Source organism: Vibrio sp. Isolate30 (assembly GCF_022397975.1).
Classification (GTDB): domain Bacteria; phylum Pseudomonadota; class Gammaproteobacteria; order Enterobacterales; family Vibrionaceae; genus Vibrio; species Vibrio fortis.
In genome coordinates, this window is record NZ_JAKEUS010000007.1 from 165,561 (window position 1) to 191,052 (window position 25,492).

Here is a 25,492-nt window from a genome sequence, read left to right on the forward strand (position 1 = left end):
TAGCTATCCCACTGATTTAACGTCATTTATATAATTGTGTGAAAAACTTCACAGAACTACTGACGCGCTCTGTTAACTTTGATGCATAGCGAGAACTTTATATCGCTCTAAACTTATACAGATGTTCACAATAATAATGCGAGACCATAATGAAAAAGATAGAAGCAGAACACTTAGAGTACAAAGGTGAATCAAATGGTGTCCACAGCTGGACAACACCAAGTGGACAGCCTTACTACTGGCACCCTGATTGGCTACACATTGCAGAAGACGCGACAGGCTCACATCCAAAAGAGAAGCTTGATGTTGTCGATGACCAACCCGCGACTCAAAAACATGCTGTATCGGCGATTCTGAAACACATCAATCAATGGGCTGCTGACAAGCTTGCTTCACACCCAGAAATTGAAACAGGTTCGATTGAAGCAGAAATCAACCTTAAGAAGTAATACGTCTATGGTTCACTGATTAATCGTTAAGATCAGTGAGCCTCATTCTTTTCCCCATTAACAGCGCTCAGACAAACGCTACACTTAACAATTCTATAAAAGCTTTCACTCAGTTATATCAATTGCCCTTCCTCACCGATAGAATTATCAAAATCCATACAGAATAACTATTAAAAAGAAATATTTTTTTGCCAGTCTCGTTCTACTTATAAGTCATTGGAAGCAGACTAGGATAATAACAAGGATTAATTGATGGATTCTTCACACCACAATACCAATCTAACCACCAAACTGTACGTGCTTGCTGGTGTTCTTTTTGGGACATATGGCAGTAGAGTTTGCCCGATGTTAGAAACATTAACAGCGATGGAAACGCTCACCCATGTCAGCATAGTATTTGCAATTTTGCTTGTTATAAGGCTTACCGTTGCCACTCGTTGGGATGTTTATCAACAGGGGCGTTATATCAAACTTGATACGGCTCTATTTTTCCTTATCAGTATTCCACTCGCCACATACTACAACCTTGGCTATGAGTTCCCTCTTGATAGTAATCTGAAGGTTCTGTTTGGAATGGCTCTGTTTGGTTTCTTTACAGGCAGTATTCTGGAACTCGAGTCCAAACTTAAGCAGATGGAGACTTATCATGCTCAAGGGACGAATGACGTCCAACTCAGCGGCGTTCGCCAGTCTTTAGTTAAGCAGTTAATAAGCCTAGTGATGGTGCTACTCACATCTCTTACTCTGATGCTGAGCATGGTGGCAATCAAAGATGTTTTTTGGCTTGAGCATAATCCTGATCGCATCTTAGATGGCACGGGTAAAATCAGCATTATGAAAGAGTTTGCTTACCTATCGCTTGTTTTAGGTGGTTATGCAGTGGTGATCATGACCATGTGGAGCAAACTCATTAAGAAAGTACTCTTAAGTCATGAGTGTGCATTGATTGAAGTAACAAAAGGAAATATTCAATCTCGATTACCTGTCTTCAATCATGATGAGCTTGGCTCAATGGCTTTACTCACCAATAACATGCTCGATAGCCTGCAATCGGTTCAGCAAGAGGTCAAAGCCACACGTGATGTGGCGATCGTCAGTCTATCTGCCTTAGCGGAATCTCGTGACAACGAAACAGGTGCGCACATTATTCGCACACAAGAGTATGTAAAAGCGTTGGCGGAACATATGAGCCAATCAGAAAAACACGCGTCATTGCTCACACCCGAATACATTGAACTGCTCTACAAATCCGCTCCCCTTCATGATGTGGGTAAAGTTGGCGTTCCTGACAATGTACTACTCAAACCAGGGAAGCTGACTGACGAAGAGTTCGACATCATGAAGAAGCACCCTGAAATTGGTGCCGAGGCGCTGTCTATTGCAGAGAGTCAACTCGGCAGTTGCTCATTCTTAAGAGTCGCAAAAGAGATATCACTCACCCACCACGAAAAGTGGAATGGTCAAGGTTACCCAAATCAATTGGCTGGCGAAGATATTCCACTGTCTGGACGATTGATGGCGTTGGCCGACGTGTATGATGCCTTGATTTCGAAACGCGTATACAAACCCGCTTTTAGCCACGAGAAAGCAAAAGGCATCATTATCGAGGGGAAAGGCCAGCACTTTGACCCAGATGTTGTTGAAGCTTTTCTCGCGGTTGAACAACAATTTGTTGAAATTGCCGCAACGCATAAAGATGGCAAGTTAGACCTTAGTGAGCTCGAGAGAGAAAACCTTACTTTACAACCCGCTTAGCTAAGGTCTGCCGACTGCTCACAATTAAGTTAAAACACACTAATTTCTTACACCCTATTGGTTTATCCGTAGGGTGTTTTATTAGATATATTCGAGCTTTACTCATAAATTCCGTCGAAATAGATTTTTTTTCCGCTTTCTTCCCAATTCATATTGTCTTCAAAATTTCATACAGGTATAAATACCACTAGATACTATCCCCTCTCAATTGACATGGATGAAGATTATGTTTGAAAAAGTACTCGCTGCCCCAGCAGACCCTATTCTTGGCCTGACTGAAGAGTTTAAAAAAGACGCTCGTGCAGAAAAAATCAACCTTGGTGTTGGTATTTACAAAAACGAAGATGGCCAAACGCCAGTTCTAGCAACCGTTAAAAAAGCGGAAGCCGCTCTTCTAGAAAACGAGAAAACTAAATCTTACCTAACAATTGAAGGTACAGCTGAATACGGCCTAGCGGTACAGAAGCTTCTATTCGGTGCAGACGCTGAAATCGTTACTGCTCAACGTGCTAAAACGGCTCAAGCTCCAGGTGGTACTGGTGCTCTACGTGTTGCTGGCGAATTCATTAAACGTCAACTTGGCGACGTGAAGATCTGGATCAGTAACCCAACGTGGGCAAACCACAACGGCGTTTTCTCTGCTGCAGGTATTGAGACAGCTCAATACAGCTACTACAACGCAGAAACAAAAGACAAAGACTTTGCTGGCATGGTTGCTGACCTAGAGAAAGCATCTGAAGGCGATATCGTTCTTCTACACGGCTGCTGTCACAACCCAACAGGTATCGACCCAACTGCAGAAGAGTGGGAAGTACTGGCGAAACTGGTTGCTGAGAAGAAACTTCTTCCACTATTCGACTTCGCTTACCAAGGTTTTGCAAAAGGCGTTGAAGAAGATGCTGCTGGCCTTCGTACTTTCGCTAAGTACAACAAAGAGATCCTTGTAGCGAGCTCATTCTCTAAGAACTTTGGTCTATACAACGAGCGTGTAGGTGCATTCACACTGGTTGCTGAATCTGCAGACGTTGCAAACACTGCATTCTCTCAAGTGAAGAGCATCATCCGTTCTATCTACTCTAACCCACCAGCGCACGGTAGTGCAGTTGTAACTCACATCCTAGGTGATGCTGAGCTACGTGCAGAGTGGGAAGCAGAAGTTGCTGAAATGCGTGACCGTATCCAAGAGATGCGTGAGCTTTTCGTAGCAACACTGAAGGAGCAAGGCGTTGACGCTGACTTCACGTTCATCGAGCGTCAAAACGGCATGTTCTCGTTCTCTGGTCTAACTAAAGAGCAAGTAACTCGCCTGAAAGAAGAGTTTGCTATCTACATCGTAGGCTCTGGCCGTATCAGTGTGGCAGGTATGACTAAGTCAAACATGCTACCTCTATGTAAAGGCATCGCTGCAGTACTGTAAGCTTTGGCCCTTTCCAATATCAAAAAAGCCAGCGTATATGCTGGCTTTTTAGTATTTCGATGCTTTTAGTAAGCGTAATGGTTATTTTTGGTGCTTATCGAAACCGTTAGTACTCTAACCTAAACTCTAGACCGAGCTCGTTAGTTCGCTCGCCACCGTCATCACCTTCGCCATCTCGGTGCTGATATGCCCCTTCAATAGAGAATTTAGACGTCACCTTATAACGCAAGCCTAGATGGTAGATCTCTTCATCAAACAGATCACTTCGATTCGCTTGGATACTACCATTAGCAATCCATCGTTTTGCAAAGCCATAATTCAGTTCGACTTTACCGCCATGAATAAATTCGGTATCAGATTTGAGCGTCTTGTTGTTCGAATTAAGTTCAATTTCACCTTTGGTTATCCCCAATAGATACGATGCCACGATATCGAGATCTTTACGGATATTAAAGCGGTAGCCTGCGCCCCCCATAAGGGTATCAATTCGAGTCGTACTCTCGTCTGGATGAATAAAGCGCGCGGTGTAGTCACCAATAAGCAACCATTCATCTGTCATTTCGTAGCTAACACCCAGACCAAACACAGAGGCATTATTATTGCCGCCCGCGTCTTCGTTTAAACTGCCGGAATACACCGAGGCAGTCACATAATTATAATCGAGTATTGTTGGCTCATTATCTTGTGCCATTGCGCCCACTGAGAATGCAGTACATACAGAGATCAAGCCCAGCTTCCATATCGACATTTAACTCTTCCTTAACACTGTCTTCTTTTTATCAAAGGTTAGTCTATCCATCAGACTTTAAAAAGGTTTTACCTCACAGAATGATTTGTCCCAGAAAATTATTATCAAATGATGTACCATGAAATCATATTAAATTACGGATGAACATTATGGATGCTGAGTTATTAGAGATTCAAAATTTCCTCGCCCAATACCCTCCCTTCAGTGAATTACCGGAAGAGATGCTCACTAAAGTCACGAGCAGCGTGGAAATTTCCTATTATCGTCAGGACACACCGATTATTCACTTTGGCGACCAAATTCACGACTTATACGTGGTACGCAGTGGAGAGGTGGAAGTTTACCGACGTAAAGGGGAACTCTATAACCGTCTAGATCAAGGTGACTTGTTCGGTCAAATGGGTCTTCTGACCAACAACAAGGTGCGTTTTCCTGTTAAAGCAATCGAAGATACCCTGCTTTACTGCATCCCAGAGTCAATCTTTCAAGAGCTTTACGACAACTACGATTCGTTTGCTGACTTTGTTGAAGTTGAAGACAACGCGCGCTTGCGCCAAGCCATTTCAAACAACAATGATGCCAACGACCTGACCACATCAAAGGTAAAAACGCTGCTGACTAGCGATGCACCAATGATTGAGAAATCACGCACCATTCAACAAGCAGCAACCATGATGGCCGAAGAGAACGTCTCTTCACTGCTAATTATTGACCCAGATATCGTAGAAGATGATGAAGATGATTCCACGCCAGTAATCGGCATCATTACCGACCGAGATTTATGTACACGCGTACTGGCCGAAGGTCTTGACCCGTCGGATGAAGTCTCCAGCGTGATGACTGCAGAGGTTATCTCGCTCGACCATAACGCTTACGTTTATGAAGCCATGATGACCATGCTTCGCTACAACGTACACCACCTACCTGTTCTTAAAGATAAGAAGCCAATTGGTATTATCGAAGCGACAGATATTGTCCGCTACGAATCCCAAAACTCTCTTCTTCTAGTGAGCAGTATCTTCCAGCAGCAGAGCATTGAAGATCTCAAGGTACTGTCGGAGCAGGTTAAAGATAGTTTCGTGCGCCTTGTAAACGAGGATGCCAATGCTCACATGGTCGGGACGGCAATGTCGGTGATAGGTCGAAGCTTCAAGCAACGCATTATTGAGCTTGCCGAAGAGACGCTTGGCCATGCGCCCATCCCCTACTGTTTCCTTGCATTGGGCTCAATGGGACGCGACGAACAGCTGCTTGTTACCGACCAAGATAACGCCATTATTCTTGACGACACCTATGATGAAGCGAAACATGGTGCCTACTTTGAGGCCTTCTCTAAATTCATCTGTGATGGCTTAGATCAGTGCGGCTATAGCTACTGTACAGGCGACATCATGGCGACCAATCCAACCTGGCGAATGACCCGTACCGAATGGGAAGAGTGCTTCGCAGACTGGATTGATAACCCAAATCCGAAAGCGCTGCTTAACGCTTCTATTTTCTTCGATCTTGATGGTGTTTATGGCCGATTGAAATGGGCAGAACAACTCAATAGTTTCATTGTTCGACGTGCACGTAAAAACAATCGCTTCTTGGCCTGTTTGGCTCGAAATGCACTCAACCGCACGCCGCCACTTGGCTTCTTTAAAGACTTTGTTATGGAGAAAGATGGTCGCCACAATAACTCCATCAATCTCAAACGACGCGGTACGGCACCACTAGCCGACTTGATCCGAGTCCATTCTCTAGCCGTCGCATCGCGCTCGAAAAACTCATTTGAGCGTCTTGATGACATCATTGATGCGGGTATCTTACCGAAAGGCCGAGCTCAAGACTTGAAAGATGCGATGGAGTTTATCTCTATGGTGCGTATCCGCCACCAAGCGCTTGATGTCGACAACAACATCGAGCCGGATAACAACATTGAGCCGGAGAATTTGTCTGACTTTGAGCGTCGTAACTTAAAAGATGCATTCCAAATTCTCAGCAATGCCCAGAACTTCCTCAAGTTCCGTTACCAAGCTAACAACAACTTTAAGTAGAGACGATGACGAGAATATTTAAGTCACCCGCTGTGGATTGGCACTTCAAATTTGCTCAGAAGCTAGATCGTGTTCAGGATGAGCGTCTCAAAGAGTACTACAGCAAACCGCTGCCAGCGGCTGAGACTCCGATATCCGAAGTCACGTTTTTGGCGTTGGACTTTGAGACCACCGGACTCAACCCATCTAAGGATGGCATCATCACCATCGGGTTAGTGCCGTTCACACTTAACCGAATCTACCTTAAACAGGCACGTCACTGGACTCTGAGACCAAGACAAAAGCTAGAGGAAGAGTCGGTGGTTATTCACGGTATTACTCACAATGATATCCTCGATGCTCCAGATCTAAACGAGGTTCTCGATGAAGTGCTTAAAGCAATGGCAGGACACATTCCTGTGGTTCATTACCGACGCATAGAACGCAACTTCCTAGATAACGCACTACGCTCACGTCTTGGCGAAGGTATCGAGTTCCCAGTATTAGATACGCTAGAAATCGAATCTCAAGTACAGCACAAACTCGCTGGCGGTCTGTGGAACAAGCTAAAAGGCAAAAAGCCGGGCTCGGTTAGATTGGGGCAAAGTCGTCGCCGCTACCACTTACCCGACTATACGCCCCACCATGCTTTAACGGACGCGATCGCGACTGCAGAACTACTCCAAGCTCAGATTGCTCACCATTACGATGCGAGCAGGCCGCTGAAAGAGTTTTGGTTGTAAGTTGCGAATCGACTTCCTCACGTCACCAGAGCTCTTAAAGCAAATATAAACAAGCTATAAATAGAGAACTCAAAACCAAAAAGGAGCAACCTTGCTCCTTTTTCATTTCTAACACTTAAAACAATTAAGACTCGTCCTGAGCCTCATAAAAGCGACGTTTCTCTGTGTACATATCTTGGTCTGCATGACTGAACATATCGTTCAATGCCGAGCTATCACTCTGCGAAAATCCGACAGAAAAAAGGACGGGGATCGGGTGACCCTTTATCAAAATATGCGACTGTGTTTGGTCAGAATATAACTGCTCTTTAAGAGCTTCCACTTCCGGCACAGCGCTCGGGGTTAAAGTCAGTACCGCAAACTCATCTCCTCCCAGTCGATACATATTGCTATGGCTTTGCAGGCGCTCCTGAACAATATCCACACACGCTTTAATGAGCCTATCCCCTGCCTGATGCCCGTGAACATCATTGGTCTGCTTTAACCCATTGACGTCGATGACCAGTAAAGACAGTATCCAGCCTTTCTCAATCACTTTGCGTTGGCAGTAGCTTAAGTCATCATCAAACGCTTTGCGGTTAAAGCATCCTGAAGCAAGGTCTACCCGTGTCATGTTCTCTAGTTCAATCCACGCCGCAAGCTGTTTCTGATAAAGGTCGAAGATAAGTTGGTCTTCATCGCTCAACGTCAGGTATTCACTACTGTGATTAAAGTAGCCAATCACCTGTCCTTTCGAATCCAACAAAGATTGCACTCGGTTGGTATTCGAGACATCTAAAGTCGGTTTAGTAAACGAGAATTGGATACTCTTCCCTGAGAGCAAAGCGGCTAACTGGGTTTCGACCAAGTTGGGGATTAATCGATATTCGACACCTTGTCGCATCGACGCAAACTCGACGATCCTCATAATGTTACGTTTTTGGTCTGCTTCTCTTTGAAGAGAGTGAGTCAATCGATAGGTCTTTTCTTCAACGGTTTGCTCAAGCTGAACATTAAAGTTTTCAAGCTGTGCGTTGTTTACCTTTATCTGCTGATACGCAGATTTGAGCTTATCATTACGTATCGTGAGTTCATCTAACTGGTCCCCGATCCGCTGCCACATCTTGTCGAGTAACACACTGAATGCGTAAAACTCTGTAAACTTATGCTGTTCAGGTTTAATCGTGGGCAGCTTCTCTTTTGAGTACGACTCCACCGATTCCAACAACAAATTCAATTGACGTGAGAACCAGTGATTGAGGACCAGCGCAAACAAGACCGCGAGCAAAAATGTCGCAAATAGAATCCTTATAAAAACCACTTGTGCTTGCTGCATCTCTTGCTGGCGCGCTTCATCAGACACGTTATGTTTAACTTCAATCGAGAGTGGGTCTAAAAACAGTGGGTTGGCTATTTTGACCAGGTGTTCATGCTCGTTACCCGAGTTCAAATCGGCAGAGTGAGCGTAATGAAACGCAACCGACTCTTTATCATAAAGAAACGGAGCGACTTTGCTCTTCAATAGGTCGTAGCCCATTAATACCACTAAATAGCCTTGCGGCGAGTATTCAGAGCCTTCAACTAATCGATAAGGCAATATCGGTGCAACGATAGCGATGCCCGATTCTGAATCGTTAGCCAGCGAGGGTTCAGCGAACTCACTGTGAAAGATCTTCCCTTTAATATAGGTAGACTTAGGACGCTTTATCTCACTCAACAATTGGCTATTTTCAAAGTGGTATAAGCTTCCTTTACTGTCATAGATAGGACGCCAACTCTTATCCAAGATATACGTCGCTGAAACGCCATCAGCAAGCTCGTTAAAGCTCGCCATTTTTTCCCACACCACGCTAGAGAAGAATACATTACTGCCGGCCTTTAACAGTGAGCGGTCTTGGGCGTACCATTCGGTTAAACGTAATGTCAGGTCGACTTGGCTCGCTACAGTTTGAGTAATGCCTTGAGTTGAGTTATTGAGGTTTATTGCCTTCTGTTCTAATAGCGTTTCAGATTGCTTGTTTAAAATCAGCTGACCTGCAAAATAAACAGGAAGCACCGCACAACATAGAAGCACCAACCCCATGGTGTATTTGAGAGACAGCTTCATTAATGCTGCCCCCCTAACCGTTTGGCATAGCGTTCAACAAAATCATCATAGAAAGCGGGAATTTCTTCTTTCGGCATACCTAGCTTATAACGTTCTAACGCGCGGGCTGATGCTTCCCACACTATCGCCATATAGTAATCACTCGACATGATCTGTGCGGCTTGGAACTGTTGATACATCTGAGTAAAACTGCCTTCATTTGACGCCATACGCTTCTGATTTACGTCTTTAAAAGGTGACATCATCGCATCACTTCGCGCTAAATAACTGAATCGATTTGACTGTAGAAAACTCACCATTTCACGCAATACCAACTGCTTATCAATATCTTGCATACCTTTTTCAGTTATCGCGAACACTTTGGCACCACTGAAAGAGGCCATCGGCTTACCTCGATACGTCGGCAAAGCGTTAATCGTTAAGTTGGGTTCTGATTGAGATAGCTCGTTATAGGCCCAATCCCCATCGATTAGGTAATCGACCTGCCCGCTTAAGAACCGTTGACGTGCGCAACCATTATCACAGCCTCCTGCAATCACGCCCTGTTGTTCCAATTGTTCAATAAAGCGAAAGATCTCTAGCACGCTCTCGCCATTGATGCTTCTCGATGAGAAGGGTTGATTTGAAAACAGCTGGTGAAAAGCCAGATAGAAGTACATGTTTGGATTTGGAAAAGCGATGGCTTCACGTGATGACTCTTGCGACAAGGTAATCAATTGCTCCCATGTCATCTGTGCATTGCTTGGATTTTGCGTCCCACTTTGATTTTGAGAGAGGTTTTGATGTAGAGCGTCATTTTGAACTCGGGAATAGAGAACAAGTTGGTTGCCAATAGCGACTGGAAGCGCTTTGAGCTCGCCATTAAGTTCAACTACTTCAAGGGCTTTTTCCTCATAGCGGCTTTCGTCAACCCAAGCAGTTGGAATGGTGGAAATGTCAATATAGTCCGACAAGCCGAGGAAATCGGAAGGAACCCATATCGCGTCTGGGAAAGCAGTGTCTCTTGGGTCCGCAACCACAAGCTCGGCGCGAATTGTATTAATGTCAAAACGGCGAACCTCGACCGTATGTTCAGTCAAATTTTCTATATGCTGCTTTACCTTTTGAGCTGTCTCAAACTCAATGCCAGCCCATATTTCAATGCTTGCCGCACATGCTATCCAAGGGAAAAACGCTACGAGCCCCGTTAGTATTTTCAAACCTGCCTCATCACCAAATCAAACACTGAAAATACCGCAAATTTGCGGCGATACGTTATACAGTACTTGTCCATTAAAAAGAAGAAAATTCGCTATTGGCTCTCCCCTTTCAAAGTTCGATACAAGGAGAAAACTCAAAGTCATTTACAATAACCCGTACGGTTATAATTGGCGAGCGTATTGTCATCAGGGCTTGAGCTAGCTCATCATATGTAGACCTTTGAAGTGAGGATTTTATAAAAGACACAAAAAAGGGTGTCACACTGTGACACCCTAACTAATAAATACTGTCTATTTAACGACTACGCGTTCTCTTGCGCGAACTCTTTCATAAAGTTCACCAACGCTTGTACACCTTCAAGCGTCATAGCATTGTAGATTGATGCACGCATACCACCTACAGCTCGGTGACCTTTCAGTGACTTGAGACCCGCTTTGTCAGCAAGCTCAAGGAACTTACCGTCAAGTTCTGGCTTCGCAAGTTGGAAAGGTACGTTCATGCGAGAACGGTTTGCTGGGTGAACTTCGTTACGATAGAAGTCAGACTCATCAATCGCATTGTAAAGCAGCTGTGCTTTCTCTTGGTTCACTCGCTCAACTGCTTCAACACCACCTTCCGCTTTTAGCCACTTGAATACTAGGCCAGACAAGTACCAAGCAAACGTTGGAGGTGTGTTGAACATAGAGTCTTTCTCTGCCAGAACCTTGTAGTTCAGGATACTAGGCAGAACTGAGTTTGCCAGCTCTAGAAGGTCGTCACGAACAATCACAATACAGATACCAGCAGGACCAATGTTCTTCTGAGCACCCGCGTAAATTACTCCATATTTTGACACGTCAATTTGGCGAGAAAGAATATTTGAAGACATATCTGCAACAATCGGTTTATCTGTTACAGGCAGCTCATTGATTTCAACACCATCAATGGTTTCGTTTGGACAGAAGTGCACGTATGCCGCTTCTGGATCAATCTTCCACTCGCTTGCAGGAATAACCGCTGCTTTACCATCTACTGTTGTTTTCGCGTTGAATACGTCGATCTCGGCATACTTGCTCGCCTCTGTTACTGCACTCTCTGCCCAGTAGCCGGCATCAACGTAAGTTGCCTTTGTTTTGTCACCCAGTAGGTTTAGTGGAACCGCCGCAAACTGAGCACGCGCACCGCCCTGACAAAACAGAACCTTGTAGTTGTCTGGGATATTCAGAAGATCACGTAAGTCTTGCTCCGACTCATCCGCTACTTGAATAAATTCTTTGCTGCGATGGCTAATCTCCATCACGGATGTGCCTAGGCCATTCCAGTCAATTAAATCCGCTTGCGCTTGCTTCATTACTGGTTTTGGTAATGCTGCTGGACCTGCACTGAAATTAAAAACGTTATCTAAAGTGTTTTCCATGGGGGGTGATGCTCCTGCTCGATAATAACTGTGGCTCGATATAGCTATAAATCGATATAGCCGTAAACCGATATAACTATGCAAGTAATACCACGTTTTACTCAACATAAAAAGCAACAAAAGAGGTCTACAGACCTCTTTTGTTGTGTATCGATTAAAAACCTTAGCTTTAGCTAGCTAAAAGGCGTATTCACGATGCTTGTGATTCTAATTACTGCATTAAAGCAGGCATTAACAGTGCAATTAATGGAATTTCTTGCCCATTTTCAAAGACTAAATTTCCATTTTCTAGTGCAGCACGAATTTCATAACCTGTATCCGTCTGTTCAATCATCTCCATAACGATCAACTCATCGATGCCTTCCTGAATAAATGGGTACTCTTGCACCAATTCATTCGAGAAGCTTGAGCTGATGTCACCCGTTAATGCTGGGATAATTCGACTTGGATCGCTGCTAATGTTTTCGGTACCTTCTGGAACACTGACTAACCACTTAGAGTGGAACTCACCTTCACCTAAATCCAAAGAGATATTCTTCATAGAAAGATCGAACCCTTTCGCGAAAAAGGTATCGATATAAGGAATGATCTGCTCAATATCTTCCTGAGTCAGTACAGGGTTTGACTGGTAAATTTCGAACACCTTTTCAAAAGACTGGCTGTCTAGCTTATCCATTTCAAAATCAACATTGAGGTTATTCACCTCACCGTCACTGGTTTGAATCGATGCGATGTTTAGCTTCAAGTTGCTACGTAGGCGTTTTGTTGCTTCATCAAGGTGCGATTCAAAGTCGTATTGCGAGTTTTGAATCGATACATACGGCTGCATTTGTGCATCCGTAATTGCAAACGAATCAATGGTAAAATTCTGGGTGCCTAACCAGTAGCCTTTTGCTTGCTTACCTTCACCCACACCTTTCAGGTTCGACAATGTCATCTCTTCCCCTGATGGGAAATCAATCTGAATAGATGGGATATCTAGCTCATAATCAATCTGCCCCAGCACAGTAGCGTGACCAGATACTGTCGACTTAGTAATTGAAACTGAGGTTTCATTTTCTGCTGTACCTTGGTGATTCAGCTGACTCAGTTCTAAATTAAAACTCGTATTGCCATTGAGCTCTGTGCTCGTTGTCAAAGTCAAAGGCAAGTTAGGTTGGTCTTCAAGAGTCGACAGCGCATCAAGGCCAATTAAGCCATGGCTAACATCACTGTTCACAATGTACTCGGTTGGCAAGCCATCGATGGCTAGCTGCTCTATGAGGCTCTCATCGACTACCGTAATGCGTGTTTTTACATTCGATGAAAAGTAACCGCGGTCGTAATCAACAATTTCAGCTTGAATGCTAGAACTGTTCAATGTTGCGATACCATCTGTAATCGCATTCTGCCCAATCTGGCCTACGGCAAGCGGCCAGCAGAGTGCTAATGAAATGGCGCCACCAATGGCACCGATTTTTCTAAGCTGTTCCATGTGTTCTCTTTAATTACGATCGTTTGTAATACTCAGTCTAACCCAACAATAGCAATCAGGAAACATTGAGTTAAATCAGTCTATTGCTGAATACTTCAATTAGCTCAACAAATTACCAACTAGCTCTCATCCTTTACTGATACATATTGATATTCTAAGACTAGGGAAGTTACAGAGGGAAAAACGTGAATCAATACGCTGTTATTTGTTTAGATAATAACCCAATTAGCATTGAGCGGATCCGGATTGAGCTCGCACCACTCTCTGCGACGTTCGATATTTATACAGCAGAAGATCTCGACGAAGCTCATCAGGCTTTGAAAGACATTCACGACAATCACCAAACAGTCGCATTGGTGATTACCCACCATCACTCTCAATTCGATGGGGTTCAATTCCTTATCGAGCTTGAGCAACTGCCTCATACTAATACGGCACGTACGATTTTGGTTAGCGCATCGTCAGATATTCAAATTATCTTAACCGCCGTGAATGAAGGTCGCCTAAACCACTGTTTAACCAAGCCCGTACCCGACCAAGTGCTGTTCAAGTCTGCCCAGAAAGAGCTCACATCTTTTATCATCAAGTACGCAGCTGATGACTTACTCACTTACAGCCAAGTGCTAGACCAACAACGAATCTTACGGGCACATATAGAGCAAAAAATTCGCTCATTTCAATCCGGCTTTATTCACGACTTCCATCAGCTATCCGATGCTGCATTAGCGGAAAAGGTGATCAGTGCACTGCGAGATTTCTTTTCTCAAGACGATAAAACCAAAGCAATTCGCGCCTACTCTTCCGATCACTTATTAACTAAAGAAGGCGAAGACAACCGGTTTTTGTGGTTTATCACCGAAGGCGAAGTGGCTCTGTATAAAAAAGATGAGTTAGGGCAGCAACGTGAAGTAGTGAGGCATACCAAAGGAAACATCGTTGGCGGCATGTCGTTTGTGACTGGCGAGCCCTCTTTTTCAACCGCGATTACGCTAACGCCAACGCACGTTATTAAGCTAGACCGAGACGTATTCTCGCAAGTCATGCACTCAAACAGCACTCTACTGCCACTGTTCACGAATCTGTTACTACGCCATTTCAACCGCCGCTTGCAGCGCAGCATTACCACTAAACTTCGCCTGCAAGAGACGCTGGAATCATTAGAGTCCGCCCACCAGCAGTTAATTGAGAAAGAGAAGATGGCAATGCTCGGGCAGCTGGTTGCGGGTGTCGCTCATGAACTGAATAATCCGATCGCCGCAATATTGCGCAGCATCGAAACCCTTTCTGACAATCTCGACTCAATACTGTTGAACTCAAACCTACCGAATTCAACATTAGCACCTCAAGTGCTCGACACGGCTAAGCTGTCTAAACCGCTCTCGACCGCACAAGAGAGGGATTTGGTTAAAGCCCTTTCTTCCACTGTTAGCGACCGAGCTTTAGCCAAGAAAACTGTGAGACTCAACCTTACCGATCAACAACAGGTTATAGAAACGCTGCAACAGTCCCCTGCCGCCGCAAAAGAGCTTCTCAGTGACTTAGAACATTACCATTTAGTTGGGAACTCTATTCGCTCAATCCGTGTTTGTAGCAAACGAATTGCCGATATGGTCAAAAGCCTAAAAGGCTACGCAAGACAAGATGACGAAGCCAGACTGCACGCTGACCTCCACGAAGGGATCGAAGACACGCTGGTGATTTTTGAAAATCGACTGAAAGTTCATACCTTAGAGAAACACTACGATACCAGCCTCCCTCGGCTACTTTGTCAGCCACTGGCTTTGCAACAAGTGTGGACCAATCTCTTATCGAATGCGCTTGATGCCCTGCCCGAACGCGGCGTCATTGAGATTACGACCTCTCAACAACATCGCGACCAGCAAGCTTATTGGGTCGTCGAGATAAAAGACAATGGACACGGCATCGACAGTGCCAATCTCGAGACCATATTTAGCCCCAATTTCACAACCAAGAAGGAAGGAAACTTCGGTCTCGGAATTGGACTTTCTATTTCACAACAAATCGTAACCGCGCACAGCGGATTTATAACGGTTGACTCAGAGCCTGATTGCTATACCTCGATGCAGGTATGGCTACCTCTCGAATCACAAGGAGCCTCAAATGAATAAGTACCTAATACTATGTGTTGATGACGAGCCTGAAGTGCTCAATAGTGTCCTTCAAGACCTTGCTCCATTTGAAGACGATTTTGTTGTTGAAGGTGCAGAGTCGGTCGATGAGGCAAAAGACGTGATCAAAGAGATGCAACAAGACGGCGTAAAATTGGCGCTTATCCTTTGTGACCATATTATGCCAGAAAAAACCGGCATCGATTTTCTGATTGAACTGAACCAACAACCTTCAACTCAGCCTACTCGTAAGCTTCTATTGACTGGGCAAGCTGGTCTAGAAGATACGGTGACTGCAATCAATAATGCTGCTCTCGATTTTTATATCTCGAAACCTTGGCGTGGCGATGAGCTCAGAAGCACCATTACACAACAACTTACCGACTATGTTATCCAGCAAGACGATAACTTATTGCAATGGACATCCGTCCTCGACACAGAAAGAATTCTTACAACTATGGCGAATAAACGCACTAGTTTTGGCGAGTAGACTACAAATCTAGCAATCAAAGTTGCACAATGGCACTCAATTTGCTTACTTTTTAGCTAAATGACAAATGAATGACATTTAAAAGGATTACTTTTCTACAAGTTAGACTAGAATGTCTCGATATTTATTGTTTGTGCCACTGGGTGCAGACACAGGGAATTAACATTAATAAAGGTTTACTGTCGTTATGCGTAAAATTCTACTGACTACCGCTATGCTTCTGGCATCTAGCCAAGCATTTGCAGCCGATGATCAACCACAAGTAATGAGCAACTTCAGCTACGATTACTTTGAAGCTCGTATCGGCGCAAGCCCAGTTACTTTCGGTGGCGCGTTCAGTAAGTCAATCCACCCGAATGCTCACGCTGTAGCACGTATCGACTCTGAGTTTGAAGGCGATTTCGATTCTGGCGTTGGTCTTGGCTTCCACTCGCCAATCAACAACTGGGCAGATCTTACTGGTGAAATGCTAATGCGTATCGTACAGCCAGAAGACTCTAGCTCGACTGATCTTGGTATGGAATTGAACCTAGGTGTTCGTCAATGGTTAGGTCCACAACTTGAAGTTGGTGGTAAAGCGGGTTACGTATCTATCGATGACAACGACGATTGGATCGGTTCTGTTTACGCTCGTTTCCACTCTACAGAGCTATTCTCTCTAGGCGCTGAAGCTCGTATCAACGACTTCTACGGTGATCAAATCATGTTCACTACTCGCTTCAAGTTCTAGTAAACGTTGAGCCGATGAGTGTTGGCTCAATAAGCGATTGAATAGAAAACAAAAAACCGAGGATTATGTCCTCGGTTTTTATTTGTATTGAATTATTCTGAGCATATAGGTGGATTCTAGTGACAGCTCTTCAACAGCTGTTGTTTACGAGGCTCTTGAAGCAGTTTCCAGTGAATACCATCAATTGCACCAGCAAATTTCCAAAGTAGCTTTAGGTCGACATCGTTGCCGTAAGTTTTACGAACCTTACTGAAAACTTCAGATGCGCCTAACTGCATGAACATAGAGACATCTTCGACACCAGCCTTCTTAACCATACGCTCTAACGTCAATTGCATATTGGGTAAGTCACGTAAACGACGGCTAGCAGTCGATTTTTTGAAACTACGTTGTTGAACCGAATTGTCGATAGAAGTTCGAATAATGCTATCCAGTTCAGGGTGCTCACACGTAAACAGATCGGTAATATCGTAGTAATTTACAGTGGCTGTTGTCTGCTTTTTGACATGGCGATATTTTTCACAGTCTAGATCCGTCAACTTTTCATCTAACGACTCACCACCGCGAATAAATAAACAACCTTCGCTAATCAGTGCAAACATCGCATCGCTCTGGAAGAGGCCTGTACCTCCAAACATTGAACGCTTTTGGTGCTCACCAAACTTACTTACGTAATTAATAAATGCTGTCTCGGTCATATCCATTGATCCTTAATCAAATTACCCCGATTAGTACGATCACCAGATAAGCAGCTTTTTGTATGCGAAAATAAAATGTTCTAAATATAGGTGAATATTATGAGTTGCTTGTCACCTTTGAAATAAATCATACTTCGAAAAGAAAATTAAGTCTGGACTTAGCTCACAGCAATTAAGTGACTATCACATTATTTCATGATTGATATCACATTACGCCATTATTCGGTGCTTTCATTTTGACGCCTAGTGTTATCCCGGTTCAAATTTACCTGTTTTTAGCCGAAACCGATTTTTACTTTTGTACTATTGCACGGCAGCATTGCGGCTTGTAAACTGGTGACGTCTTACTATTTATTCCCACTATATGAATCATTTATCCTTTTATTGGCTTCCTGAGAACAAAGCACTTCTACTCAAAGGACTCGAGACTGAGTTCGCACAACTGGTTAGTAGCTCTATTGCCTCTGGTAAAATCAACTTACCTCCAATCCCAGATGTGGTTTTGAAAATTCAGAAACTTTGTACCCTTGAATCAACAGGAATTGCTGATGTAGCAACATGCTTGTTAGAGGATCCTGGTTTAACTGCTATCGTCATTCGCGTTGCCAACTCAGTGGTATTCAACCGCCGCAACATCACTTGCGTAGACATCATGACTGCGGTATCGCGCCTCGGTATTCTAAGAGTCCGTGACATCGTGACAGCACAAGCGATTGAGCAGCTAAAGCACACCGTCAACCTAAGCCAAGATTGCAATCAGCTGCTAAGACAAAGCGCATCGATTTCAAAAGAGCTTGGGGCGACGATGGTTCTGGTCACCAACCAGTTCAAAGAGCACGAACCACAGGAATATAGCTATCTCGAACAAGAGAAAGCGCTATTGGTTGGCTTGCTTGCCGACATCGGTCTGTTCTGTTTGGTTAGCGAATATCATAACTATCTGGAGAGAGGCAATTACCTCGACCAAGACATCGCATTACAGATCTTCCAAACTCAGTGTTCAGCCACCAGCCAGTTGGTTCTGAAGCAGTGGGGTTTCGACCGCGATTTTATTGATGTCTCTTCTAATAAGTCCTCTATAAACAGTGAGAAAGACGTTTCTTACCTCGATATTGCACGAATTGCTAATCATCTCTTGATGTTTAGAAACAATGATGAAAACATCGACTCTCACGAAGTCGAACTTAACGTCACTGGAGCTGAAGTTCTCTATCAACTCAGCAACTTAAATGACAATGAGTTCCACGGACAGCTTAACGACGTTATCAGTGCCAGCGGTTTATAAGGCCATAGACCGCTAAGTCAGCATCGAGGGAATCATGTTTACAGGGATGATCTTCATTTTTGCCCCGCTTGTGGTGGGGTACCTATTTTCTATTTCTAATGAAAAGACGTTAGAGCTGATTAACCGCTCTACCTCTTATCTGATTTACGTCATTTTGAGCCTAATGGGACTTAGCCTTGCGGCACTGGATAACCTAGGCAGTAACCTACAAACAATCTTGCTCTACACGGCAACATTCTTTGTCTGTCTAAGTGCATGTAATTTGCTAGCGCTGCCGCTGATTGATAAAGCGCTCCCTCTACAGACAGACAGCAGTCAGAAAAAGCTGCCTCTTTCTTCAATGGCACTAGAGTCTGCAAAACTGATTTTGGTGGTTGGATCTGGCCTCATTGCTGGCCTATTACTTCCGATCAGTTTGGGCTGGGTCGACACCGCTAGCGAATGGATTCTATTCGCCCTCCTCTTCTTCATCGGTATTCAGCTTCGTAACAGTGGCCTCACGCTACGGCAGATCCTTCTTAACAAGCATGGCATGGTCATCGCTGCCACCATCATTGTGACCTCTATGCTTGGCGGTGTGATTGCTGCGTACCTCTTAGATATTCCTCTTTTCCGCGCACTCGCTATGTCTTCGGGCTTTGGCTGGTATTCGCTTGCGGGAATTTTAATGGGCGATGCTTTTGGGCCTGTTTATGGTGGCGCTTCATTTATGTTGGAACTGCTGCGTGAGCTAGTGGCTCTAGTCGTCATCCCAATGCTAATTAGAAGCTACCCTTGCACTTCTATCGGTTATGCGGGTGCAACAGCGATGGATTTCACGCTCCCTGTCATACAGACAACTGGCGGCGTACGTTGTGTACCTATTGCGATCGTCAGTGGTTTCATTTTGAGCCTACTAGTGCCTGTATTGATGCTATTCTTTGTATCTCTTGCTAACTAGATCGCAGGAATGACCGATGTTTTCCATTAGAATGCGTCGGTACACCATGACTCGTAACACTGAAATTGCCCAAGATACTGAAACAGTTACCAAAATAAAAAGACACTAAGTGTCGTTGCTCAACAAATACTAACCACGGTAATCTGTGAAGACATAGTTCTACATAAAAATTAGTTCTAAAAAGAATAAACCCAAAAAGGAACCACTATGAAACGCCTTTGTGTCGCACTACTGCTAGCATCAACTTCTACTTTCTCTTTTGCAGCAGATAGCTTAACTGGAAACCAACAATGTCTTGCTGAAAAATACGATGCGTACATCGATGCATCTCTGAACTGGTATTCTGATCTTGCTGATCTCACAGCAGAAAAATACCCAGAGCTGAAAGAAGTAAGCCAATGGTTCCTTGAGGGTCGTCAGCACCACTTCGAGTTAAACCGAGCTGCTGTGCGTTACTACCTAGTTAACGATTCAAGTAAAGTCGCTACAGAGCAATCCGTTGAGGGTTGGCTAAAGCTAGAGCAACATGACATCAAAGCGCTATCGCAACGTGACGATGAACTAGGCAAAGTAGCGAAGACAACTTTCGATGATCGCCAGTCTAAGCCACACGCTCAAAACTACGAGCTACGTTCTGCATTTGCTGAGCTGCTAAGCCATCCAAAACAGATTGACACAGCCCTTCAGCGCTACAACCAATCTATCGCTAAAGTAGAAAATACTCAGTGTAAATAGCGACATAAACGTGACTTCTTATTAAAAGTTACGTTTATGGGAAGTGGGATTTCATAATTAAGACGGGACTTTGTTCCCGTTTTCGTTTAGATTGTCCCGCTCGCGTCAATATTAGAAAAATAACTCGCTTGCTATGGTTACGGAACAAAAAACAGCAGATGTAAGCTTTGACAGCCTACTGCGTATCTTTACGGTACCAGAAGGACCAGACTCAACACTTACACAAATCGAAGACAAACTGTCACAGAACCTGAATCAATTTCTACGAGAACACATAGTGGCTGAAGAGAAGCCGCTTCGTGAGATTGAGAAGGACTTTTCTAATGCTCATATCCCTGAGCAGCCAGAGTTTGTTTCTGAACATACCGAGCACCTACTCGATTCGCTAGTTTCTCACTCAGTGCACACGTCAGCACCAAGCTTCATTGGCCACATGACGTCTGCCCTGCCGTACTTCTTGATGCCGCTGTCAAAGATCATGATTGCGCTCAACCAGAACCTAGTGAAAATCGAAACTTCAAAAGCATTTACACCGCTTGAGCGTCAAGTGCTGGGAATGCTACATCGCCTTATCTACCAACAAGACGATACTTTTTACTCTCGCTGGATGCACAGTGCTAATCACTCGCTAGGGGCTTTTTGCTCTGGTGGTACCATAGCCAACATCACAGCTCTTTGGGTTGCACGTAACAATGCACTGAAAGCGCAAGGTGAATTTAAGGGCGTAGAGAAAGAAGGCCTGTTTAAGGCAATGAAGCACTACGGTTACGAAGGCCTAGCGATTTTGGTTTCTGAACGCGGCCACTACTCTCTTAAAAAAGCCGCTGATGTACTAGGTATCGGTCAAGAAGGCCTTGTTTCAGTTAAAACAAACAACGACAACCGAATCTGTACTGAGGATTTAAAGCGCAAGATCACCGAGCTAAAAAGCAATAACATCAAGCCATTCGCAGTGATTGGTGTTGCAGGTACGACCGAGACAGGCAACATTGACCCTCTGAAAAAAATGGCTGAGATTTGTGCTGAAGAGGCGTGTCACTTCCACGTCGATGCAGCTTGGGGCGGTGCAACGTTAATGTCGAATAACCACCGCCATCTATTAGACGGTATTGAGTTAGCCGATTCAGTGACGATCGATGCCCATAAGCAGCTCTATATTCCTATGGGTGCAGGCATGGTGCTGTTCAAACAGCCTGATGCAATGACAGCCATCGAGCACCACGCGCAATACATTCTGCGTAAAGGCTCAAAAGACCTAGGAAGCCACACTTTAGAGGGCTCTCGTTCAGGTATGGCGATGCTAGTCTATGCTGCGATGCATATCATTAGTCGTCCTGGCTATGAACTGCTGATCGACCAAAGCATTAATAAAGCACGCTATTTTGCAGACCTTATTAAACAGCAAAGTGACTTCGAGCTCGTTTCTGAACCTGAATTGTGTCTTCTGACTTACCGTTATGTGCCTGAAAGCGTTAAACTAGCGCTTGAAAAGGCCAACGATGCTGACCGTACAGAGCTTAACGAACTACTGAACGAGCTCACTAAATTCATTCAGAAGAAACAGCGTGAAACGGGTAAGTCGTTCGTATCTCGTACACGTCTCACCCCTGAAGCTTGGTCACACCAACATATCATCGTGTTCCGTGTGGTACTTGCTAACCCTCTCACGGGGAATGAGATCCTGACCTCTGTGCTTGAAGAGCAGCGAGAAATCGCTAAGCTAGCTCCGAATTTAATGGGTAAGATCACAGCCCTAGTCAGTAAGATTCAATCATAGTTATTCAAATTTAGTTGCACCAGATTGAAAATTTATTTCTTTTTGGTGTAACTAACACGTCATTTCCACGCCTATTTGCACTTTTTTCACTCAAATCCTCTTCCAGTTTTGTAGTTTTCTAAAATTTTGTTGAGGTTTGTCATATTCTGAAGCATTCATCCCGTGTTTTTGTATTAGTAAATAGTGTGTTAGGTTTATACTTATCCTATGGTGCTAGTTAAAAAATATATCTATTTGAAACGGCAGTACTTAAAGAGCATTATCGTTATAGCTAGTTTTTGCTTGATAACTCTTCACTGCTATTTGTTTCAGCCATTCCCCTGGTGAGCAGATATTAACTGGCAAGTTGTTCTCTATACCCTCGTGAACACTATGAATACATTAGAAAAAATACAAAAAAACCTGGAAAATTTCAGCAAGTCTGAGCGTAAAGTCGCCGAAGTCATTATGGCTTCCCCTCAAACTGCTATTCATTCTAGTATCGCTACATTGGCAAAAATGGCCGATGTAAGTGAGCCTACTGTTAATCGCTTTTGCCGTCGTTTAGATACGAAAGGCTTCCCTGACTTCAAATTGCATCTAGCTCAAAGCTTGGCAAACGGAACACCTTACGTGAACCGTAACGTTGAAGAAGATGATGGCCCTGATGCATACACACATAAGATTTTCGAATCGACAATGGCGTGTCTAGATGTTGCTAAAAACAGCTTGGACGCAATGCAAGTAAACCGCGCGGTTGACCTGCTAACGCAAGCTAAACGTATCTCCTTCTTTGGTTTGGGTGCGTCTTCATCTGTCGCAAAAGATGCTCAAAACAAGTTCATCCGTTTCAACATTCCAATCACATGTTTTGAAGACATCGTGATGCAACGCATGAGCTGCATCAACTGTAGCGACAACGATGTTATTGTTCTTATTTCACACACTGGTCGCACGAAGAGCCAAGTTGAAATTGCGAACCTAGCTCGTGAAAATGGCGCAACAGTCATCGCAATCACAGCTAAAGACTCTCCACTGGATAAGGCAAGCTCACTGTCTATTTCACTGGATGTGCCTGAAGACACTGATGTGTACATGCCAATGGCAAGCCGCGTTGTACAAATGACGGTTATCGATGTTCTAGCAACTGGCTTCACACTGCGTCGTGGTACTGGTTTCCGCGAAAATCTAAAACGTGTAAAAGAGTCACTGCGTGATTCTCGCTACGAGAAATACTCTCAGTTCTAAACTAACTGTAGATTCATTGTAAAAACGGAGCCTTATGGCTCCGTTTTTGTTTTAACTGTGCTTTTTCGCCGTTCTAGATTGTCCAGCTATTGCCCTTCTCCACCACACTATTCTCTGAGGCGTAAGAGTTAATAATCGTAAAACTCGATTCCACACCACTGTCGCTGTGAGTCTTATGCTGAAGTTGCGAAGAGTCACAACTGCAGTCACGGCAAACCTTCTCTAAAATGTGCACCAAGCGAGCTTTGTTAAGCGGCAATGGATTCCCTTTGATCGCCACAGACTTCATCGCATCTTCCGCAACATCCTCAAAAGGTGTTTTGCATACTCCGAAGTGCAGCAGACTAGGGATTTCAAGTGTCTCCAACACCTCAGAGAGCCAACTGACCGACTGCTCTTCAACCGCGTCACTGTCACCCGTTACGATTGCCGCGATACGTTGATAGCGAGCCAAGATATCATCACGTCCCTGCTCTCTCGCAACCTCAATGTTCTCTAACATCACTAAGGGTGCTAAGCGCGCAGTAATCACACTGTGTGGCGCATGTATTTTCCCACCTAACGCTGACGCCAAGCCATGAGCCGCCCCCAACTTAGCATTCGTTATCGCCATGCCACCTAGCATAGAAGCAAATGCAAGGTCAGCCCGAGCTTGAGGTTGGTCTTCCACACACGCTTTCACCACTGAAGCGCTTAGCTTTCTTAAGCCCTCTTCACAAATCATATCAGTGAGTGGATTTGGGTCACCACAAACATAGGCTTCCATCAAATGTGTAAAGGCATCCATCGCCCCACGCCCTGACAGATACAAATTCGTACCGTAGGTCAACGTTGGATCCACTATCGCTACGTCCGCCAACATATCTGGGCTACGTAGACTGATTTTCACTTGGTCTTGGCCTGATTTGAGTACCGCATTTTTCGTCACTTCGGCACCAGTGCTTGCCGTGGTTGGAATAGCAATAAAGGGTAATGGTTTTGTTTTCAAAGGTACATTGCGTCCGACCACTTCAACATAGTCATACACGTTCCCTTGGTTTGGTAAGACTGCAGCCAGTGCTTTCCCCATATCAATGGCACTGCCGCCCCCCATTGCGACTACCATATCAGGCTTAAAACGGCGCGCAGAAGTAGCGGCTTCTTCGACCATCTTAATATTAGGCTCGCCAGACACTGCTATATGCTGATAACGCATGCTTTGTGCATCGAGATATTCGGTAACAATCGTGGTTCTGTCTAAGTTGTTCCCAGTGACCAGTAACACGCTATACCCATACTGGTTAAACTGAGACAGTGAAGACTGTAATGCTCCTTCACCAAAGATGATCTTTGTAGATGTCATAAATTGAAACATGGTGCCTCCTGCGCCTATGACCAAACAATACTACGAACTCTTTGTTGTTATGGTTTTCTAAAAACGTTCTACACGCTTATCTAAACATTTAAATGCTATATGGTTTATCTAACTACAAGATGCCTGTAACTGAATCGATTTTTTTTGACGCGGTGCAACTTGTCGCATTAAAAGCGCCACAAAGTCGGATTCTTAGCGCTGATTCACATTCTGTGCCCTATCTCCTTGCGTCTAGCGAGGGCATTAGTAAAAAGCGAAGGGTGAGTGAATACAATTTAAGCTGATAGGCAAAACCTATTGCATTAACAGGCAATTCCATCTTTATTTCCCTATAGCATTGAGGCATAGTTGGTTTTAAGAATTTTGAGTCGTATCCCTTAAAGAATAGTTAACATATTTGGGTTAACGAGCCTCATCCCGTATTTAGGAGAAATGAAATGTTTGTAGTAATCTTTGGTCGCCCTGCTTGTCCATACTGTGTTCGTGCTAAAGAGCACGCTGAGACTCTTAAAGCTAAGCGCGATGACTTCAACTACCGTTATGTTGACATTCACGCTGAAGGCATCAGCAAAGCTGACCTAGAGAAAACAGTAGGTAAGCCAGTTGAAACTGTTCCTCAAATCTTTGTAGACCAAGAGCACATCGGCGGCTGCGATGACTTCGAAGCATACGCAAAAGAAAACCTAGGTCTTTTCGATTAATCGAAAACATTGATTTAGATAGGTTTAGCAAGAAGCTGCAAACCACAAAATCAACAATAAAACCTTATTTTAAAGCTCACGTGGTTCACGTGAGCTTTTTTAATGCATAGAACAAAAATGAATCACGTAAAAATCAAGTA

At 44.2% G+C, this 25,492-nt stretch carries 21 protein-coding genes; 14 read left to right on the forward strand and 7 right to left on the reverse strand.

Annotated elements, in window-relative coordinates:
- Positions 1-149: 149 nt before the first annotated feature.
- The 3 genes from L1D60_RS16705 (at position 150) to L1D60_RS16715 (ending at position 3,621) form a co-directional block, all read left to right on the forward strand.
- On the forward strand, positions 150-449 hold the full coding sequence (locus L1D60_RS16705) for a hypothetical protein (RefSeq protein WP_239842106.1): 300 nt from the start codon (positions 150-152) through the stop codon (positions 447-449).
- A 252-nt stretch (positions 450-701) separates the two neighbouring features.
- Positions 702-2,204, forward strand: coding sequence for an HD domain-containing phosphohydrolase (locus L1D60_RS16710; RefSeq protein ID WP_239842107.1), 1,503 nt, complete (start codon positions 702-704; stop codon positions 2,202-2,204).
- A gap of 226 nt (positions 2,205-2,430) precedes the next feature.
- Complete coding sequence (locus tag L1D60_RS16715; protein ID WP_032548727.1) at positions 2,431-3,621, forward strand: amino acid aminotransferase; 1,191 nt, start codon at positions 2,431-2,433, stop codon at positions 3,619-3,621.
- Between the two features lie 106 nt (positions 3,622-3,727).
- Here L1D60_RS16715 and L1D60_RS16720 read toward each other — a convergent pair whose 3' ends face one another.
- Entirely contained in the window at positions 3,728-4,369 is a 642-nt protein-coding gene (locus tag L1D60_RS16720; RefSeq protein ID WP_275665723.1) for an outer membrane beta-barrel protein, read from the reverse strand.
- Between the two features lie 149 nt (positions 4,370-4,518).
- On the opposite strand from L1D60_RS16720, the gene L1D60_RS16725 reads away from it, so the two are divergent.
- Together L1D60_RS16725 and L1D60_RS16730 are read left to right on the forward strand one after the other, a co-directional pair.
- Positions 4,519-6,408 (forward strand): DUF294 nucleotidyltransferase-like domain-containing protein, encoded by a 1,890-nt coding sequence (locus L1D60_RS16725; protein ID WP_239842108.1) that lies wholly within the window; start codon positions 4,519-4,521, stop codon positions 6,406-6,408.
- Between the two features lie 5 nt (positions 6,409-6,413).
- Positions 6,414-7,130, forward strand: coding sequence for a 3'-5' exonuclease (locus L1D60_RS16730; protein WP_239842109.1), 717 nt, complete (start codon positions 6,414-6,416; stop codon positions 7,128-7,130).
- Between the two features lie 124 nt (positions 7,131-7,254).
- Here L1D60_RS16730 and L1D60_RS16735 read toward each other — a convergent pair whose 3' ends face one another.
- From L1D60_RS16735 to L1D60_RS16750, 4 genes are all read right to left on the reverse strand, one after another.
- Positions 7,255-9,192 carry a GGDEF domain-containing protein gene (locus L1D60_RS16735; protein ID WP_239842153.1) on the reverse strand — a complete coding sequence of 646 codons (1,938 nt, stop codon included), beginning with the start codon at positions 9,190-9,192 and terminating at the stop codon, positions 7,255-7,257.
- A gap of 23 nt (positions 9,193-9,215) precedes the next feature.
- Positions 9,216-10,415: an extracellular solute-binding protein gene (locus L1D60_RS16740; protein WP_239842110.1), complete on the reverse strand. Its 1,200-nt coding sequence runs from the start codon at positions 10,413-10,415 to the stop codon at positions 9,216-9,218.
- A 302-nt stretch (positions 10,416-10,717) separates the two neighbouring features.
- Positions 10,718-11,812 carry a 3-phosphoserine/phosphohydroxythreonine transaminase gene (gene serC / locus L1D60_RS16745; RefSeq protein ID WP_239842111.1) on the reverse strand — a complete coding sequence of 365 codons (1,095 nt, stop codon included), beginning with the start codon at positions 11,810-11,812 and terminating at the stop codon, positions 10,718-10,720.
- 211 nt (positions 11,813-12,023) lie between these two features.
- Positions 12,024-13,286, reverse strand: coding sequence for a DUF945 family protein (locus tag L1D60_RS16750; protein ID WP_239842112.1), 1,263 nt, complete (start codon positions 13,284-13,286; stop codon positions 12,024-12,026).
- 185 nt (positions 13,287-13,471) lie between these two features.
- Here L1D60_RS16750 and L1D60_RS16755 point away from each other — a divergent pair, with 185 nt between their 5' ends.
- The 3 genes from L1D60_RS16755 to L1D60_RS16765 all read left to right on the forward strand — a co-directional run bounded on the left by L1D60_RS16755 (position 13,472) and on the right by L1D60_RS16765 (position 16,635).
- Positions 13,472-15,415, forward strand: a complete 1,944-nt coding sequence (locus tag L1D60_RS16755) for an ATP-binding protein (RefSeq protein WP_239842113.1) — start codon at positions 13,472-13,474, stop codon at positions 15,413-15,415.
- Entirely contained in the window at positions 15,408-15,905 is a 498-nt protein-coding gene (locus L1D60_RS16760) for a response regulator (protein WP_239842114.1), read from the forward strand. The genes L1D60_RS16755 and L1D60_RS16760 overlap by 8 nt, the downstream gene beginning before the upstream one ends.
- A 187-nt stretch (positions 15,906-16,092) precedes the next feature.
- Positions 16,093-16,635 (forward strand): hypothetical protein, encoded by a 543-nt coding sequence (locus L1D60_RS16765; RefSeq protein WP_032548717.1) that lies wholly within the window; start codon positions 16,093-16,095, stop codon positions 16,633-16,635.
- Between the two features lie 116 nt (positions 16,636-16,751).
- Here L1D60_RS16765 and L1D60_RS16770 read toward each other — a convergent pair whose 3' ends face one another.
- Entirely contained in the window at positions 16,752-17,333 is a 582-nt protein-coding gene (locus L1D60_RS16770; RefSeq protein WP_150868835.1) for a TfoX/Sxy family DNA transformation protein, read from the reverse strand.
- Positions 17,334-17,697: 364 nt separating this feature from the next.
- On the opposite strand from L1D60_RS16770, the gene L1D60_RS16775 reads away from it, so the two are divergent.
- The 5 genes from L1D60_RS16775 to L1D60_RS16795 all read left to right on the forward strand — a co-directional run bounded on the left by L1D60_RS16775 (position 17,698) and on the right by L1D60_RS16795 (position 23,297).
- Complete coding sequence (locus tag L1D60_RS16775) at positions 17,698-18,618, forward strand: HDOD domain-containing protein (RefSeq protein ID WP_239842115.1); 921 nt, start codon at positions 17,698-17,700, stop codon at positions 18,616-18,618.
- 34 nt (positions 18,619-18,652) lie between these two features.
- Positions 18,653-19,558: a lysine exporter LysO family protein gene (locus L1D60_RS16780; RefSeq protein ID WP_239842116.1), complete on the forward strand. Its 906-nt coding sequence runs from the start codon at positions 18,653-18,655 to the stop codon at positions 19,556-19,558.
- A 207-nt stretch (positions 19,559-19,765) separates the two neighbouring features.
- A complete protein-coding gene (locus L1D60_RS16785) occupies positions 19,766-20,293 on the forward strand; it encodes a hypothetical protein (RefSeq protein ID WP_239842117.1) in 528 nt (175 codons plus the stop codon).
- 133 nt (positions 20,294-20,426) lie between these two features.
- Positions 20,427-22,070: a pyridoxal-dependent aspartate 1-decarboxylase PanP gene (gene panP / locus L1D60_RS16790; protein WP_239842118.1), complete on the forward strand. Its 1,644-nt coding sequence runs from the start codon at positions 20,427-20,429 to the stop codon at positions 22,068-22,070.
- Positions 22,071-22,442: 372 nt separating this feature from the next.
- Positions 22,443-23,297: a MurR/RpiR family transcriptional regulator gene (locus L1D60_RS16795; RefSeq protein WP_239842119.1), complete on the forward strand. Its 855-nt coding sequence runs from the start codon at positions 22,443-22,445 to the stop codon at positions 23,295-23,297.
- A gap of 73 nt (positions 23,298-23,370) precedes the next feature.
- Here L1D60_RS16795 and L1D60_RS16800 read toward each other — a convergent pair whose 3' ends face one another.
- Positions 23,371-24,651: an iron-containing alcohol dehydrogenase gene (locus L1D60_RS16800; RefSeq protein ID WP_239842120.1), complete on the reverse strand. Its 1,281-nt coding sequence runs from the start codon at positions 24,649-24,651 to the stop codon at positions 23,371-23,373.
- Between the two features lie 437 nt (positions 24,652-25,088).
- On the opposite strand from L1D60_RS16800, the gene L1D60_RS16805 reads away from it, so the two are divergent.
- Positions 25,089-25,352 carry a GrxA family glutaredoxin gene (locus tag L1D60_RS16805; protein ID WP_239842121.1) on the forward strand — a complete coding sequence of 88 codons (264 nt, stop codon included), beginning with the start codon at positions 25,089-25,091 and terminating at the stop codon, positions 25,350-25,352.
- The last annotated feature ends 140 nt before the right edge of the window (positions 25,353-25,492 follow it).